This is a genomic window from Leptolyngbya sp. FACHB-60 (assembly GCF_014695775.1).
In the GTDB taxonomy this organism is placed as follows: Bacteria; Cyanobacteriota; Cyanobacteriia; order Phormidesmidales; family Phormidesmidaceae; genus Nodosilinea.
The window spans coordinates 145048-160082 of record NZ_JACJOX010000008.1 but is presented as its reverse complement, the minus strand read 5'-3'; the positions used below and the strand labels follow the sequence as shown (position 1 = coordinate 160082).

Genomic DNA, 15035 nt, shown 5'->3' with positions numbered 1-15035 from the left:
TAGTTCCTAACCAAAATGGCTAAGATATTGAATGTATATACTTTGCAACCCACATCGAACTCCTTGAAAAAACAAGAAGCTACTTTTGAAGGCAGCGTGAACTTAAAATCTAGAGCCAAATGATAATCGCTCCAGATTTTAGTTTGAGTCAGTTCAGAATCTCTAGGTTTATGGAGCCCAATAGATGACGTAGAGTACTTGGAAACCAAACACAGAAGGGAACACAAGACTTAGCAGGTGCAGAAAACCTAGAATATCATAGCTTCCACTACTATATTCGCGCTAGAGGAACTACACGCAGGGCGGCTCTTCTGGGCTTGCGACTAAGAGTGTGTAGTGGGATACATTTTGTTCTCGCTAAAAGGTTGAGCCTCTTGCTATGCCTGACATAAGCCTCACTTACAGCCTTTCTTTCTCAGGTGCAGATGCTTGAATGCTTCTTACTTCAAAAAGTAAGTCACGGTAACTTTCGCAATATTCGTCTACAAACCTCACAGTAGCCTGGCCATTCGGGGCGCTGTCATCACGTCTGCCTAGCTCTTAGCCCTTACACCCTAAATTACCTACCGCTAGAGTTCTTGAAGAGCGTTATATCTATACTTCAGTGCACCCTTTGGGTTAAAACTTAGCCCCAAGCCCTGAAGAAACCCTTGCGGTCTATGTGCAGCGGGAGCGGATGAGCCTGGGTCTAAGCCAAAAAGCGTTAGCGGAGAAGGCCGGAATCCATCCTCAAAGTGTAGGCAAGATTGAGCGCGGTCAAACCACACGGCTAAAGCAGAAGCTAAAAGCGGTCTGGTCCATGCTCTGGGTATTTCAGTGGACTATTTGAATGCGATCTGTCAGGGAAGGACTGTGGAAGAAATCTCAGCCCTCAAGTTCTGCTCCCAGTGTTGGGTGTCCGGAACATCACCCGATCCGATGTGGACGACTCCACATTCAAAGCACTGCTTCGCTTGTGGAAGCAAGCTGCAAGATCGCTGCTCAGGTTGCCACGAACCTATCGCCTCTCTCAAGTTCAGGTTCTGTCCCTACTGCGGTAAATCCTATAGAGGGAGTCAAAGTCGATTAACTTTCATTGAGATTAAAATGTAAGACTCCCTCAATACATGACGCTTATTCTGTTAAAGCTGGCTAGATAGTAGCATCTAAAATACGACAGTTAATTTGTTAGTTTTCAGGAAGGCGACATATATCCTGTTAATCTTGCTAACGAGAATAGGATGCGCAGCAATCGCTAAAACCCTTTCCCATCAATGGGTTTAGCGGTTTTTGATTGTATGACAAGAATTTGTTAAGACGACGAATACTCTGTTACTCGACATATTGAGATACCTGCAAGAGGCTTTTGGCTGCTGCTAGGCAATCCTAGGATAAAGAGTAGTTCACGATTCTAAAAATCATTGATTGCTGTGGTTGCTTGTTAACTATAGGCAATTGGGTTAATGCTGATCTAGAAAGCCTCTCACCCAAAATTCGTCCAGCCATTTCTGAATAATCAAGGTTAGAGGTAGGGCCAATAGCAGCCCCAAAAAGCCGAAGAATGCGGCAAAAACCACTTGAGATAACAGCGTTACGGCTGGCAGCAGAGAAACCTGCTTTTTCATGACCAGCGGAGTCAAAATATTACTCTCAATCTGCTGAATCACGATGTAGAGCACAACTACTGCGATCGCTTTCCAGGGTCCTTCGAGTAGCGCGATCGCAGCGGGTGGAATCACGCTGATGAAAGGACCAAGGTTGGGGATGAATGCAAGTAGCCCGGCCAGTAACCCATTGGCGAAGGCTAGGGGGATGCCTAGAATCCAAAGGCCGATCATACTCATTAGAGCGATGATTGTCATGTTGAAGAGGATGCCGATGAACCAGCCTGCGATCGCCTCTTCACAGCCATCTAGCACGCGACTAATCTGCTGTTTTCGGGATGATGGAAAGACTTTGAGAAAAAGTCTCCGATAGGCCATTGGGTTCAATAGCACCATAATGATAACGACCGACACCAAAAGCAGGTTGAATACAACAGTTAAGGTGTTAGAAAACCACACCAAAAAACGGCCAAATAGGATCTCCAGATTTAATGATTGAAGCTGACCTAAGATGGCTTCAAGGCTTCGAAGGTCCTCAATAGCAAAACCTGGCACAATGTTGCCTAAAGCCATGATCCAAGATTGCGATCGGTCAACAACTTGGCCTGCAAGACCCATCAAATCTTGGAGCTGAGCGATAAAGGGGGGAACGATGATGATCCCGAATAAGCCTATAAGTAGTAGAACAGCGCTGGTTAAGATAAGAACGGCTATTCTGCGATCGGGAATTCGTTTTTGCAGAAGTCTGACTGCGCGGTTGAGCACTACGGCAAAGGTGATCGCTGTCAATGCCAGCAGCAGTACGTTACGAATCTGCCAAAAAATATAGAGACAGATTCCTAACAGTACTAAGCTTAACCACTGGCTAAAAATCACTTAAGGATTCCTTACAATAAAAACTCAGTTAAGGTTATTTAGAAAGACTTAAATTTTCATGAATCGCGCAACTCTATTGTTCCGATATAGGAGCATTAAAAAATATATTGATTGTCAAGATGCTATGCCTAGTTTCGCTAGTGATGCACAAACGAATAATCGATCTGGTTGCAAGTTTAGTGTCTGGTAATTATTCTTGCCAAAAGCTTTGTTTGTGCGTAGAAATATGACTTTGTTCTAACGAACCAAAACCCCAAATTAAATCCGAAACCTACCTTTCTATATAAAATTTATGGTTCTTGAGGCTGAATAGTCATCTTCCTCAAGAATTATATTGACCCAGCTATGCCTTTATATAGACAGAGGTAACAACCAAAGGCAGATGCCATACTTATGCAAACGCTCTTTAATTGAAGACAGATAAAGATTAGGCTAAGAGAATCTATGGATATTGTGAGGCTTATAGCGGCCATTTTTCTGCCACCCCTTGGAGTTTTTCTTCAGGAAGGGATTGGCACTCAGTTTTGGATCAACATTTTGCTTACGCTTTTAGGGTATATTCCCGGTATTATCCATGCCGTCTGGATTATTGTGAAGCGGTAAGCCTTTTCCGTAGGCTTTTTATACTGCGGCTGAACCTTGCTTTTGCGAAAGCAAGGTCTTTTTTTGACTACATTTTCTTAAGTAGTACCTTTGATTATTCACTTCTGATGGCTTAGGCGCTGGGCGAAACTAAGCTCTGGCTTGAACTTTGAAGCCTTATCTGCAATATTGCTTAACTCGGCTTGCTTTTTTACTTCAAAAAATTGCTGGTCGTCAGTCTTTGGTTGTAACCGATGGGCTGATATCTTGTTGACATTGGAAAAAATGATGTTAGAGCTAATGGGTTAATCTGCTCCGGCAATGTCAAAAGATAGACGCATCACCGCTGCGAACTCTAACGTGGGAATGATGGTTCAGGCTGATTTATCTATTACCTTCAGTAGAGTACATTTAAGCTAATAACAAAGGTTTTTCAGAATCTGTAAAGAAGTACTTCTCTTGGCAGTGTTATTTAGAGCCAGAAAGCTAACCGTATAGGTATGCCAATGAATATTCAAGAATTGACCCCTCAAGGACAACAGCCTGAAAAGTGGATCGAACGCTTAGCGCGATTTGGTTACGCTGCCAAGGGAATTGTTTACATGATTATTGGGTTGCTGGCTGTTATGGCTGCCTTTGACTGGGGTGGGAGAATCACGGGCACCGAGGGCGCTTTTCAGGCGATCGCATCTCAACCCTTTGGCAAGTTCATGCTTTTTTTAGTAGCCCTGGGATTGCTAGGGTATGTCCTCTGGCAGTTTGTGCAGGCGATCAAAGATCCAGAGCACCAAGACAGTGGGGCAGCGGCCATTGGCAGACGCTTGGCCTATGCGGTTAGCGGACTAATTTACAGTGGTTTGGCCTTTTCTGCGCTAAAGCTAGTCTTTGGCAGTTCGTCGGGTGGCGGCGGGGGTGGCAGTGAACAGCAAACAGCCACGTTGCTCTCTCAACCCTTTGGTCGGTGGTTGGTAGCTGCCGTTGGCGTAGCCAGTGTGGCCTACGGGTTTTATTCGTTTTATCGGGCTTACTCTACCGAGTTTCGCCGCAAGCTGAAGCTATCTGAAATGAGCGCCAGCACCGAGAAGTGGATCACGCGCATTGGCCGATTTGGCTATGCTGCTAAGGGAATTGTCGCTGTTATTATCGGCTATTTCTTTATTCAGGCAGCCCGGGCGGCCGATGCCAGTCAGGCTGGCACCACTGAAAGCGCTCTACAGGCCATTCAGCAACAGCCCCATGGAGCTTGGCTGATGGGGATTGTTGCCCTTGGCCTGGTTGCCTACGGCATTCATCTTGAGGTTCAGGCTCGCTATCGCCGCATTTCTCCTTAGCAACTCGCTGCATCTAGATATATCGCTGACGAGTAGAGGTGCTACTATACACCCCTTCTAGTTGTGGCTACGGGTAGTTGAACGCGGCATGGCACGTTGGGTAACAGCTCAAACGTTTAGACAGGGTTGGTATCGGTTTTGGCAAGACTGTCGCAAAGTGCCCCAAGCGGTGTGGCGGCGGTGGGCTGGTACGTTGGCTATTGGTCTGGGGCTGTGTGCATTAGTCACTTTAACACTCACCGTTTGGGCTAAGGGGCAGGTTGACCAGGGTTTACAGGCTTGGGATGCGCGACTGTTGCCGGTGCTGGCTGAGGGACTGCCGCTGAGTTTTTCGCGATCGATTACCTGGGAATCGCCGGGTAATTTGCTCGGCATGTTGCCCATTGTGGGTGTATTTGTGGGGGTGATGGTGGCGCGATCGCGCCCTCTGCTGGCCGCCACCATGATGGCCGCCTACGGGCTGCAATTTACGCTGGTGTGGATTGGCTGGGGTTACTGGAACCGAGAGCGGCCCGATTTGGTGGCTGGCGGAGTTGCGGCCTCGGGTCTGCATTCGTTTCCGTCGGGGCATGCGGTGGTAGTGATTACGGTTTATGGGCTGCTGGCCTACCTGTGGTGCCGAGCCTCGCGCAGCTGGTTTGAAAGGCTGCTGATCATCCTCGGTGCAGTGTTTTGGATTGGCATGATTGCTAGCTCACGCCTGGTGTTGGGTGCCCACTGGCCCAGCGACGTGATTGTGGGGGGCATCGTGGGTGTGCTGTGGCTGACGACGGTGATTGTGGCCCTCAAACGGGTGGAAGACGCAATTTAGCGTTGGCAGGCAACCAGGGCATTAGGCCTGGAGTAATTCGGCGATCGCCCGCAGCAGGGTCGCAGGTTCTACCGGTTTAGAAATGTGCCGCTGAAACCCAGCGGTGAGGGACTGCTCTTGGTCAGTTTCTCGGACGTAGGCGGTTAGGGCGATCGCTGGCACCTGTCCGCCCTGGTCGGCTGGCAGCGCTCTAATCTGCTGCATCAGCATGTAGCCATCCATGTCTGGCATGCCGATATCGCTGACTAAAACCTGGGGTTGAGCCTGCCTGAGGGCGGCTAAGCCTTCCTGGGCCGAGGCGGCGGCGACGACGCAGGCCCCGGCCTGTTCTAGCAAAAAGGTAATGAAGGTACGCGTGTCTACATCATCATCCACCACTAAGATTTGGGTGCCCGGCAGGCTCAGCGAGGGCTGCTCGAAGGGGTGATCTGGCTGAGTTTGGGGCTGGTGGGCTAGGGTCGGTAGCCTGACCGTGAAGGTCGCCCCCATGTTTTCGCCAGGGCTAGCCGCTTGAATGGTGCCGCCGTGCAGCTCGACCAGGTGGCGCACGATCGCCAGACCCAGACCCAGCCCGCCAAACTGGCGGGTCGTAGCGCTATCGGCCTGGCGAAAGTAGTCAAAAATCAGCGGTAAAAACTCAGGCACAATGCCCTTGCCGGTGTCTTTGACGATGATTTGGGCCTGGTTAGCGTCTCCCCGGATCAGGCGCACCTCAATCTGCCCGGCGGCGGGGGTAAACTTAACGGCGTTAGATAGTAGATTCCACACCACCTGCTGGAGCCGGGTGGTATCGCCTGAGACCAGGCCCACGTTAGTCTCCAGGTGGGCCTCGATATGAATTGATTTGGCGTCTGCCGCCAGGCGTACGGTTTCGATGGCGGCCCGGACTGTGGTGGCCAAATTGACCGGGCTAGCCGAGATCTGGAGCTTGCCCCGCAGCATGCGAGACACGTCGAGCAGGTCATCGATCAGCTCGGCTTGTAGCTTGGCGTTGCGCTCAATCACCGAGAGCGCCTGTTGGGTTTTGGTTTCGTTTAGGGTGCCGTTTTTGAGCAGGGTGGCCCAGCCGAGAATGGGGTTGAGGGGCGACCGCAGCTCGTGGGAGACCACTGCCAGAAACTCATCTTTAGTGCGGCTGGCGGCTTCGGCGGCAGCGCGGGCGGCCTGCTCCTGCTGGAGGAGCTGACTGCGCTGCTGCTCTAGCTGTTTTTGGTCTTCGATGTCGGTGGCAGTGCCAAACCACTTGAGAATTTGCCCCTGGTTCGTCTTGAGCGGCACCGCCTGGTGCAGGTGCCAGCGATAGACGCCATCGGCTCGGCGCATGCGGCCTTCGGCCTGGTAGTTGGTGCCCTGTTGCTCGGCGATCGCCCAGTTTTGGCTGAGCAGGGCAAGGTCTTCGGCATGCACAACGGCCTGCCAGCCTGCGGTTTCGAGCTGCTCTAGGGTGAGCCCGGTGTAGTCACACCAGCGCTGGTTGGCGTCGATCAGCACCCCTTCAGCGTTAGCCGTCCACACCAGCTGCGGAATCGACTCGACCAGGTAGCGGTAGCGCGCTTCGCTTTGAATCAGGGCTTCTTCGGCCTGACGGCGATCGCTGAGATCGTTGATCAGCGCCACAAACCCTTCTACGACACCCTGGTCGTTGACGCGGGGCACGTAGGTGGCGCTCACGTAGCGGAGGCTGCCGTCCTTAAACGGGATCGACCGCTCAAAGGTCACCTGCTGTCCAGCCAGCACCTGCTCTATGTAGGGGCGCACGTTTTCGTAGGCGGCGTCTCCTACCACCTCGCGAATTTGCTTGCCGTAGAGGTCGGTAGCAGACTGGTTAAACCAGTCTTCGTAGCCCTGGTTGTTAAAGCGATAGCGCTGGTCGGCATCAATAAAGGCAATCAGCGCTGGCACGGTGTTGGTGACCAGCCGCAGCTCGGTTTCGCGCTGCCGCAGACTTTCTTCTGCTTGTTTGCGATCGCTGATATCGAGCACAGAGCCAATGTAGCCCTTGAACTGGCCATCTGCCCCAAACCAGGGGCTGGCCGTATCGATCGCCCAGCGATAGGTGCCGTCTTTGGCTCGCAGGCGATATTCCAGCTGAAAGCCTGCTTGGCGATCATTAGCACTTAAAAACGTTTGGTTAGATGTCGCTTGGTCGTCTGGGTGAACCACTTTTAGCCAACCCAGTCCTAGCCCGATTTCCTCGGTTTGCCCGGTAAAGTCACACCAGCTTTGGCTGAGGTAGGTGCAGTAGCCGGTCGAGTCTGTTACCCAAACCATGACGGGTGCGTTGTCGGCCATGCTGCGAAAGCGTTCCTCACTCTCGCGCAGATTCGATTCCATTTGCTTGCGATCGGTGATGTCAAGGGCAGCGGCATACATCACCTGTTCGTCAGGGTAAAACTGGGCATTCCAACAAAACCAGTGGTAGGAGCCGTCTTTGTGCCGATAGCGGTTTTCAAAAGCCTGGGTTTTGTTGCCCGAGAACACAGAGCCAGCTTCCTGCGCAGACTTTGAAATGTCGTCGGGGTGGACAAAATCAGACCAAGGGCGAAATAGCATTTCGGTGGTCGTCCAACCCAAAATTCGCTCGAAAGTTGGGCTTACCCATTGAAAATAGCCATTAGTGCTGATAATGATCAGTAGATCTGAACTCGCGGCGAGAAATCGTTCCCGCTCTCGCTCCAACATTCTGCGATCGCTGATGTCGGTAAACAAAATGGCAAATCGATGGCTCTGGGGTGCGCCAATCACAAAGGTGCTGACGTTAAACCAGCGACCGAGCGCTTTGGCTTCATGCTCAAACTGCTGGGGTTCGCCGGTTTGCACCACACGGCCGGCGATCTCGACCCAACTATCTTCCAGGCCGGGAACCAGCTCGCGCGCCGTTTTGCCCACCGGCTGGGTCAGCCCGGTCAGGGTTTCAAAGGCTGGGTTGACCTCTAGGAAGCGATAGTCGGTCGGGGTGCCGCTGTCGTCAAACAGCAGCTCGCAGACGCAAAAGCCCTGCTCCATCGACTCAAACAGTGTGCGATAGCGGTACTCACTGTCGCGCAGGGCTAGGGTGGCGCGATCGCGCTCAACGGCAATGCGGGCCACCTGGGTGCCAAAGTCGGCCAGCTGATATTCCCAAGGGGTGGGTTGTCGAGCCTGGTCAAAACAGAGCATCAGTGACCCCACGGGCAGCCCCTCCAGGTCGAGCAGTGGAGTCAAGTGGCAGGCCCGAATGTCGTGGGCCAGGCACAGGTCGCGCCAGGCCGGCGGCCAGCGATCGTCGGTAGCTACGTTGGTGCAGGTGACCGGCTCCCCGTCGTAAACCGCTGCTGCACAGGTGCCAATGCGGAGGTCGTCGATGGGCATGCCTTCAACTGCGGCCCTAAAAGACGGCGAAAAGTCTGGGGTAATTGCCTCAACAAACTGCTGCTGCTGAGCATCGCTGAGCAGCACACCAGCCCGAATCAGAGGATTGAGCTGCGACACAGTGAGGCAGACGGCGGTCAGGCAAGCCTCCAGAGGGTGCCCCGAGGCAACCAGCTCTAGCAAGCGTTTTTGCTCCGCTAGCAGCAGCTCGGTCTGCTTGCGTTCGGTAATGTCGAGGGCGGTGCCCATTAGCTCAACCGCTTGCCGCGACTCGCCCTCCCCCGCAAAAAGAACCTGTCCACTGGCCATAATCCAGCGTTCGGTGCCGTCGTCCCACACAATGCGGTAATCAATCTCGTAACTGCCCGCCGATGATGGGTCTAGGGCTGCACTGACAGCGCTAATCACTCGATCGCGATCGTTGAGGTGAATTCGCTCCCTGACTTGGAGGATCGGCAGCGACGTGGCTGACTCACCCCAAATTTCCTGCATGCGCTCGTCTAAATCGACCAGATCGGTGCGTAGGTCGTAGCGCCAGGTGCCCAACTGCGCCACCCGAATGGCCAGCCGCGATCGCTCCTCGCTCCGTTGCAGGGTGGTTTTAGCGGCTTGCCGCAACTGCGCCAGTTTGAGCGTTGCCTCAACTTTGGCCAACAGCTCTCGGGCCGAAAACGGCTTAATCAAATAGTCATCGGCCCCCGCGGTCAGGCCCTCAATGCGAGACTCTTCCCCCGCGCGGGCCGACAGCAAAATGATCGGCAGCTCCTGGGTCTGGACATCGCTCCGCAGCTGTCGTAGCAGCTCGAAGCCGTCGATCTCGGGCATCATCACATCCGTCAGCACCAGGTCGGGGCGCTGCTGACGAATGGCGGCGATCGCGGCTCGGCCATCCCTGGCCGTCTCAACGGTGTAACGCGGGCTCAGCAGCCGCTTAACGTAGTCGAGCATGTCGGCGTTGTCGTCCGCCAGAAGAATGCGGGCGGGGGCGGGGGAGTTGGGGAGGGCGGGGGAGTTAGGAGATAGTTCATTCGGCTCGGTGGGGTGCCAGCGCAGGGCTTCTTCTAGGTAGGGGGTGGCTCCGGTTGCGGTGGAAAGGCGGGTGCGGGGGCTGTTGATGCGTTCGGCTTCGCCGCGTCGTAGACGTTCGCTGGGCAAATGCTCAAACCCGGCTGGCATGGTGATGGTAAAGCAGGTGCCCTGGTCGACCTGGCTGGTGACCTCAATGGTGCCACCGTGCAGACCCACCAGCTCTTGCACCAGCGACAGCCCGATGCCCGAGCCCTCGTGGGTGCGGCCTCTAGCCCCCTGCACGCGGTGAAAGCGCTCAAAAATATGGGGCAGCTCCTCGGGTGGAATGCCCGTCCCCGTGTCTCGCACCTCTAGCTGAATCTGGTCTGGGTCACCGTGCAGGGCCACCGCAATTTCGCCCTCAAAGGTAAACTTCAAAGCGTTAGAGAGCAGGTTCAGCACAATCTTCTCCCACATGTCGCGGTCCACGTAGGCGGGCGCCGCCAGGGGAGGGCAGTCTACACTCAGCCGCAGCCCGGCCTGCTCTACCGCCGACTGAAAAACCCCCGCCAAATCCGTTGTCAGCAGGGCCAGGTCGGTGGGTTCATAGCTGGCCTCAATTCGCCCCGCCTCAATGCGAGAGAAATCAAGCAGGGTGTTGACCAGCTTTTGCAGGCGCAGCGCGTTGCGGTAGACCAGCTCTAACCGCTGCCGCTGGGTGGCATCGTGGGTATCTTGCAGGGCTTCTTCCACTGGCCCCAGCATCAGGGTCAGCGGCGTGCGAAATTCATGGCTCACATTCGAGAAAAAGACGGTCTTGGCGCGATCGAGTTCGGCCAGCTTCTCGGCCCGCCGTCGATCTGCTTCGTGGGAGCGGGCATTTGCGATCGCCGCCGCAATTTGTCCTGCCATCTGCTCAAAAAAATCGCGATAGACCGCGTCTACCCGGCGGCGGGGGTTGGCCACTGTCACCAGCACCCCCACGGCTTGGGCCTGCCCCGGCACCAGGAGGGGCAAGACCATGGCCTCCTGGGGAGGCTCCGGCCAGGGGCTGCCCGGCAGGTGGCCAAAGCGGCTGACTAGACCATCAATGGTGCGAGAGTGGCCGGTCTGTGCAACTGAGGCGATCGGCCAGCCCCCAGGGTTATCCTCAACCGTTAGGTCAACTGAGTCAGGGATTGTGGGCAACCCCAAGATAGACTCAGGGCGGCAGCAGAGGCAGGCCCTTTTGCCATCGGCGTTGACAATATAGAGCAGCGCCAGCGGAACGTCTGCCAGGCCAGATTTCATCGCCTCAGCCATCAGGGCACAGGCATCGTCAACGGTCTTGGCGCTGCCGGTGCGAGAGGCTAGCTCGCGCAGTAGCTGGGCGCGGCGATCGTTCAACACCCGATAGGTGGTCTCACTAACCACGTTGAGAATGCCGTCAATTTTGCCGCCCTCTCCCTGAATGGGGTTGAACGTATAGTCAAAAAAGCATTCTTCGTCGTAGCCAAACCGATGCATTACTAACAGCGTGTCGCTGTAAAAGACGCCCTCGCCCGTGGCAAACACCTTGGCAAAATCTGGGCTGATATCGCCCCAAATCTCGGGCCAGACTTCGTCGGCTGGGCGACCTAGCGACCAGGGGTGCTTATCTCCCACGATCGGTCGCCAAGCGTCGTTGTAGAGCAAGCAGCAGTCTGGCCCCCAATAAATTGCCATGGGAAAGCGAGAGTTCAAGCAAATGCTCAGGCTCGATCGCAGACTCTGCGGCCACTGCTCAACTGGGCCAAACGGTGTTTTTGACCAGTCGTAGGAGCGCATCAGGGCTCCCATCTCACCACCGCCCCCAAACAGATGATCAGCCGCCTGCTGATGCTGAACCATTGACAGCTCTCTCCTATCCATACCCAAATGAGCCAGGGGCAACTAGTCGTCTGCCAAGCCAAAGATGACTAGTGGGTGGGGGGTTCAAGGCTTCAGGTTCTCGACCTGCCTCAAACCAAACACCTCCAAACCCTAAACCACTAGAGCTGGTCACAATCAGCTTGGTCAAGTATTAGGAGCTTCAGCCTCGCATCGGCTGGGCGATGGAAGCGATCGAGGCATTTTCCAGCTCTCGGTTTCCGCCAGCTGCTGGTCCTAAATTACCTGTAAGTAATGGTTTGAGTATTGACTTTTAAAAAAAGGGTGTTTTAAAGGAAAGATTGACTAGCTGAACGCAAGTCTCTCAAGCAAGCCTAAAAGAGGGGCTATAGTTCCCTCAGAGGGTTTATTCATTCTCGTTTTAAGGTTAACAGCAAGAATCTGTCTGAAGATAGATAAACGTCAAGCAACCCAAAGCAACCCAGTTTTCACCGACGCACAGCTCTACCGTTGCCGAGGGAGCAATGCTCTAACCGCCAGTCCTAGCTTAAGCGGTTTTGAGGTAGAGCAGGTGCATGGGCTAGAAAAGCCCAAAATGTCAAAATTTGAGCGCATTGGGCATTTTGGGCTCTTTTGTGGCTATAGCAAACACCCAGGGATTGCTCTACCTATGGGCTTAACCGCGATCGCTAAACGCCACCGGAGCGCTGAAAATAGAAAAACCCAGATTGCAGTAGTCCGATCGCAAATCCTAGAATGCCGCCCAGGTTGACAATCGCCTGAAGCTCGCTGCGCACAATGCCCTGAATCGCCAGCTCCAGCTCCTTGGCCGAGGTGCCCCGCACCCGGTCAATGATCACCTGGTCAATGTTCAGAATCGGAATAATTTGCGCCACCAGCGATTCTAGGTCGCGCTCCAGGTAGCGTTCTAAAATCAGCGCCAGCTCTTCACTCACCGGATCTAACGACTTGGTGATCACCTCAGAATTTTGCAGACGGTTGAGCAGCTGGGTGGCCAACGTTTCCCAGTTGACCGAGTTGCCTAGGTTTTTGACGAACGCTGGCCCCAGGGTGCGGATGTAGCCCTGCAATGACTCGCGCAGGTTACGGCGCACCTGGCGCACCGTCGATACGGGCAGATTTTGCAGCGACACCCGCTGAAGTGACTCTTTCAAGCGCTTTTTGAGCTGAAGGGCCACCACCAGCTCGGCAATGCGGGCGTTGCTCACCTCCCGCTCGTCAAGGCAAAAGGCCCGCAGGCGACTCAGGGCGTTGCGTACGCCAAACAGGTTGGCTACCACCCAGTAGGTGCCGCTGGTGCGCTCCCGAAAGATGGTATCGATCACTTGAATATTGCGATCGGTGAGAAAGTCGACGGTTAGCTGGCGCAGCTTGTCAGGGGGGAACACACCGCTGAGCAGCCAGGTGGCAATCTGGTCAGATTGGTCAGCCGTGAGCTTAAAGTCGAGCAGCACCTGGTCAAACAGCTGGTTGAGCTGAGGTTCTAAAAAGTCTTCGCGCCGCGCCCAAACGCGAATCAGGCGGGGCAGCGATTTGCCAAACAGGTCTTGCAAAATCGCCCCGGCAATTTTGGCGGTGCGGTCTTGGGCGCGGCTCTGCACCTGGTCGAGGGCGAGCTGCAACAGCCACTTGATGGCCGCCTGGGTGCGATCGGTTTGCAGCAGCCGCCGGGCCAGATTTTGTAACTCATGGGGGGTGAGTAGCGACCCCATAATGGTGTCAGAGATGCGCTGGGCCAGTCGCTCCTGGTTGCTAGGGATCAGCCCTGGGGTAAAGGGCAGCTGCCGCTTGCCCAAGTAGATGGGGCGGTAGGGGCGAAACAGCATCTTAATGGCGATGTCATTGGTGAAATAGCCAATGATGCCGCCCACGATGGGCGGCGCCAGCAATAGCCACAGCTCAGACCCGGTCATGACGACTCACCACCAGCACCCCCATCAGCCCCCCGGCAATGGGGTAGTGAACGGCCTGCTCAAACCCGGCCTGGCGGGCCAGTTTCACCTGCTCTCGCCCGGTTGGGAAGCGATCGACGCTGGGGCCAATATAGGCGTATTCGTCGGTTAGCCCCATTTGCTCAGCGGTGGGTACCACCAGCGCCTCTAGGTACCAGCGCTGAAACTGCTCGGCCACCCAGCCCTGGGGTCGATGAAAGTCGAGGATGGCAGCGCTGGCACCGGGCTTGAGCACCCGCCGCAGCTCGGCTAGCCCCTGGGGAATATCAGTGAGGTTGCGCAGGCCATAGCCCATGGTGACGGCATCAAAGGTGTTGGCCTCAAAGGGCAGGGCCAGAGCGTCGCCCTGCACCCAGTGCAGCGGAGCAGGCAGGTGGGCACGGCGCGAGCGCTCCTCAGCCACCGCCAGCAGCTCCGCCGAAAAATCGACGCCATAGACTGTGCCCGCCGCCCCTACCTGGTGGGCCAGCAATAGCGCCAGATCGCCGCTGCCGCAGCAGACATCTAACACCTGCTGCCCCGGAGCAGCCCCACTCCAGCGCACGGCCATGCGCTTCCACACCCGGTGCAGCCCAAAGCTGAGGCGTTCGTTGAGACTGTCGTATACCGGGGCAATGCGATCGAACAGGCTCTGAATATCCGCAGCAGTCGGGGGGGCGGCAGGTGGGGCGGTTGAGGGTGGCTGGGCAAATCCCACGGTGAGTGCAGTAGAAGAAGAGTAACCTTTACTGTAGCGCTGCCCCCGGCCCTCAGCCACGATAGTTTGTAGTGTTTGTTACATCTGCGATCGCAATTGGGTCAGCCGTGGAAAGTTAGGGGTGCAAGGTTGAGGGTGCAAGGTTGAAAATTTAGGGCGCGAGCTTCTGCCCCACCGATCGAACTTGTCTGCCTACAGCTCATACCCCATGGCTTGCCACCCCCGTCCCTCAGCGCAGCGCTATAGCGTATTGCAGTTGGCGATCTGCACCTGCCCTTCCACCGTGATCGGCGTTGGGGCTGGGACATCTGCAGTAGCGCCCTGGCAGATAACCGTGCCCAGTCTAGCCAAGCCGCTGGGGTCAACGGTGGCAAAGACGACCCCAGCATAGCCTCGTAGCGCCGGGTTGGTAGGCATGGCCTGGGTGCTGGTAATCTCGAAACCGCTCACCCCGGCGGTCATCGTATAGGTGTAGTCGAGGGGAGCATTCTCATTGGTAAAGCCCAGCTCGGTAGTAGAAATAGCAAAGCGAGAATTTTCCACAAAAAATGCTTGCTGGGCTCGGTTGACCATGCCAACATATTTCAGCGCCCTGGCCTGTTTAGAGTGGGTCGCTTGATTGAGAAAGCTGGGCAGGGCTACAGTTGCCAAGACCCCGAGGATCACAACCACAACCATCAGCTCAATTAGGGTAAAACCCCGCTCCCTCTGGGCAAAGACAGAGGATAGGCGACGGGCAAACCTGTAGCCACTAAGGTCAACCATAGCAACGAAAAATAGAGTAGAAAACGCCATACCGTCTACGCAATTTTTCGGAGAAAACCGGGAAACTTTGCTGGGTTTTATCTAACCTTTAAAGCGGCTGTGGGCCACTGCAATAAGGAACCTAAAGGCAGAAATTAGGCTTTGGTAAGCCCTTCAGCCTTGAACAAACGCTTAGCTCTACCAAAACCGTTTAAACTGTCTGACTATAGC

10 protein-coding genes are annotated in these 15035 nt (G+C 54.9%); 5 read left to right on the top strand and 5 right to left on the bottom strand.

What is annotated here, in order from left to right:
• Window positions 1–676 precede the first annotated feature (676 nt).
• Both H6F57_RS28235 and H6F57_RS28230 read left to right on the top strand, forming a co-directional pair.
• Complete coding sequence (locus H6F57_RS28235; protein ID WP_242025006.1) at window positions 677–829, top strand: helix-turn-helix transcriptional regulator; 153 nt, start codon at window positions 677–679, stop codon at window positions 827–829.
• Between the two features lie 89 nt (window positions 830–918).
• Window positions 919–1092 carry a zinc ribbon domain-containing protein gene (locus H6F57_RS28230; RefSeq protein WP_242025011.1) on the top strand — a complete coding sequence of 58 codons (174 nt, stop codon included), beginning with the start codon at window positions 919–921 and terminating at the stop codon, window positions 1090–1092.
• 347 nt (window positions 1093–1439) lie between these two features.
• Here the strand turns inward: H6F57_RS28230 and H6F57_RS02025 are convergent, their stop codons facing one another.
• Window positions 1440–2459: an AI-2E family transporter gene (locus tag H6F57_RS02025; protein ID WP_190630609.1), complete on the bottom strand. Its 1020-nt coding sequence runs from the start codon at window positions 2457–2459 to the stop codon at window positions 1440–1442.
• Window positions 2460–2903: 444 nt separating this feature from the next.
• On the opposite strand from H6F57_RS02025, the gene H6F57_RS02020 reads away from it, so the two are divergent.
• The 3 genes from H6F57_RS02020 to H6F57_RS02010 all read left to right on the top strand — a co-directional run bounded on the left by H6F57_RS02020 (window position 2904) and on the right by H6F57_RS02010 (window position 5183).
• The gene (locus H6F57_RS02020) at window positions 2904–3062 is read left to right on the top strand and encodes a YqaE/Pmp3 family membrane protein (RefSeq protein ID WP_190630608.1); all 159 of its coding nucleotides are present in this window, start codon (window positions 2904–2906) and stop codon (window positions 3060–3062) included.
• 485 nt (window positions 3063–3547) lie between these two features.
• Window positions 3548–4372 carry a DUF1206 domain-containing protein gene (locus H6F57_RS02015; RefSeq protein WP_190630606.1) on the top strand — a complete coding sequence of 275 codons (825 nt, stop codon included), beginning with the start codon at window positions 3548–3550 and terminating at the stop codon, window positions 4370–4372.
• Between the two features lie 88 nt (window positions 4373–4460).
• A complete protein-coding gene (locus H6F57_RS02010; protein ID WP_199289935.1) occupies window positions 4461–5183 on the top strand; it encodes a phosphatase PAP2 family protein in 723 nt (240 codons plus the stop codon).
• A 21-nt stretch (window positions 5184–5204) separates the two neighbouring features.
• Here H6F57_RS02010 and H6F57_RS27080 read toward each other — a convergent pair whose 3' ends face one another.
• From H6F57_RS27080 to H6F57_RS01990, 4 genes are all read right to left on the bottom strand, one after another.
• The gene (locus H6F57_RS27080) at window positions 5205–11411 is read right to left on the bottom strand and encodes a PAS domain S-box protein (RefSeq protein WP_199289934.1); all 6207 of its coding nucleotides are present in this window, start codon (window positions 11409–11411) and stop codon (window positions 5205–5207) included.
• Window positions 11412–12079: 668 nt separating this feature from the next.
• On the bottom strand, window positions 12080–13324 hold the full coding sequence (locus H6F57_RS02000; protein ID WP_190630604.1) for a DUF445 family protein: 1245 nt from the start codon (window positions 13322–13324) through the stop codon (window positions 12080–12082).
• Window positions 13311–14060 carry a bifunctional demethylmenaquinone methyltransferase/2-methoxy-6-polyprenyl-1,4-benzoquinol methylase UbiE gene (gene ubiE, locus H6F57_RS01995; RefSeq protein ID WP_190630637.1) on the bottom strand — a complete coding sequence of 250 codons (750 nt, stop codon included), beginning with the start codon at window positions 14058–14060 and terminating at the stop codon, window positions 13311–13313. Before ubiE ends, H6F57_RS02000 begins: the two co-directional genes overlap by 14 nt.
• 240 nt (window positions 14061–14300) lie before the next feature.
• Window positions 14301–14825 carry a type IV pilin-like G/H family protein gene (locus H6F57_RS01990; protein ID WP_190630603.1) on the bottom strand — a complete coding sequence of 175 codons (525 nt, stop codon included), beginning with the start codon at window positions 14823–14825 and terminating at the stop codon, window positions 14301–14303.
• Between the last annotated feature and the right edge of the window lie 210 nt (window positions 14826–15035).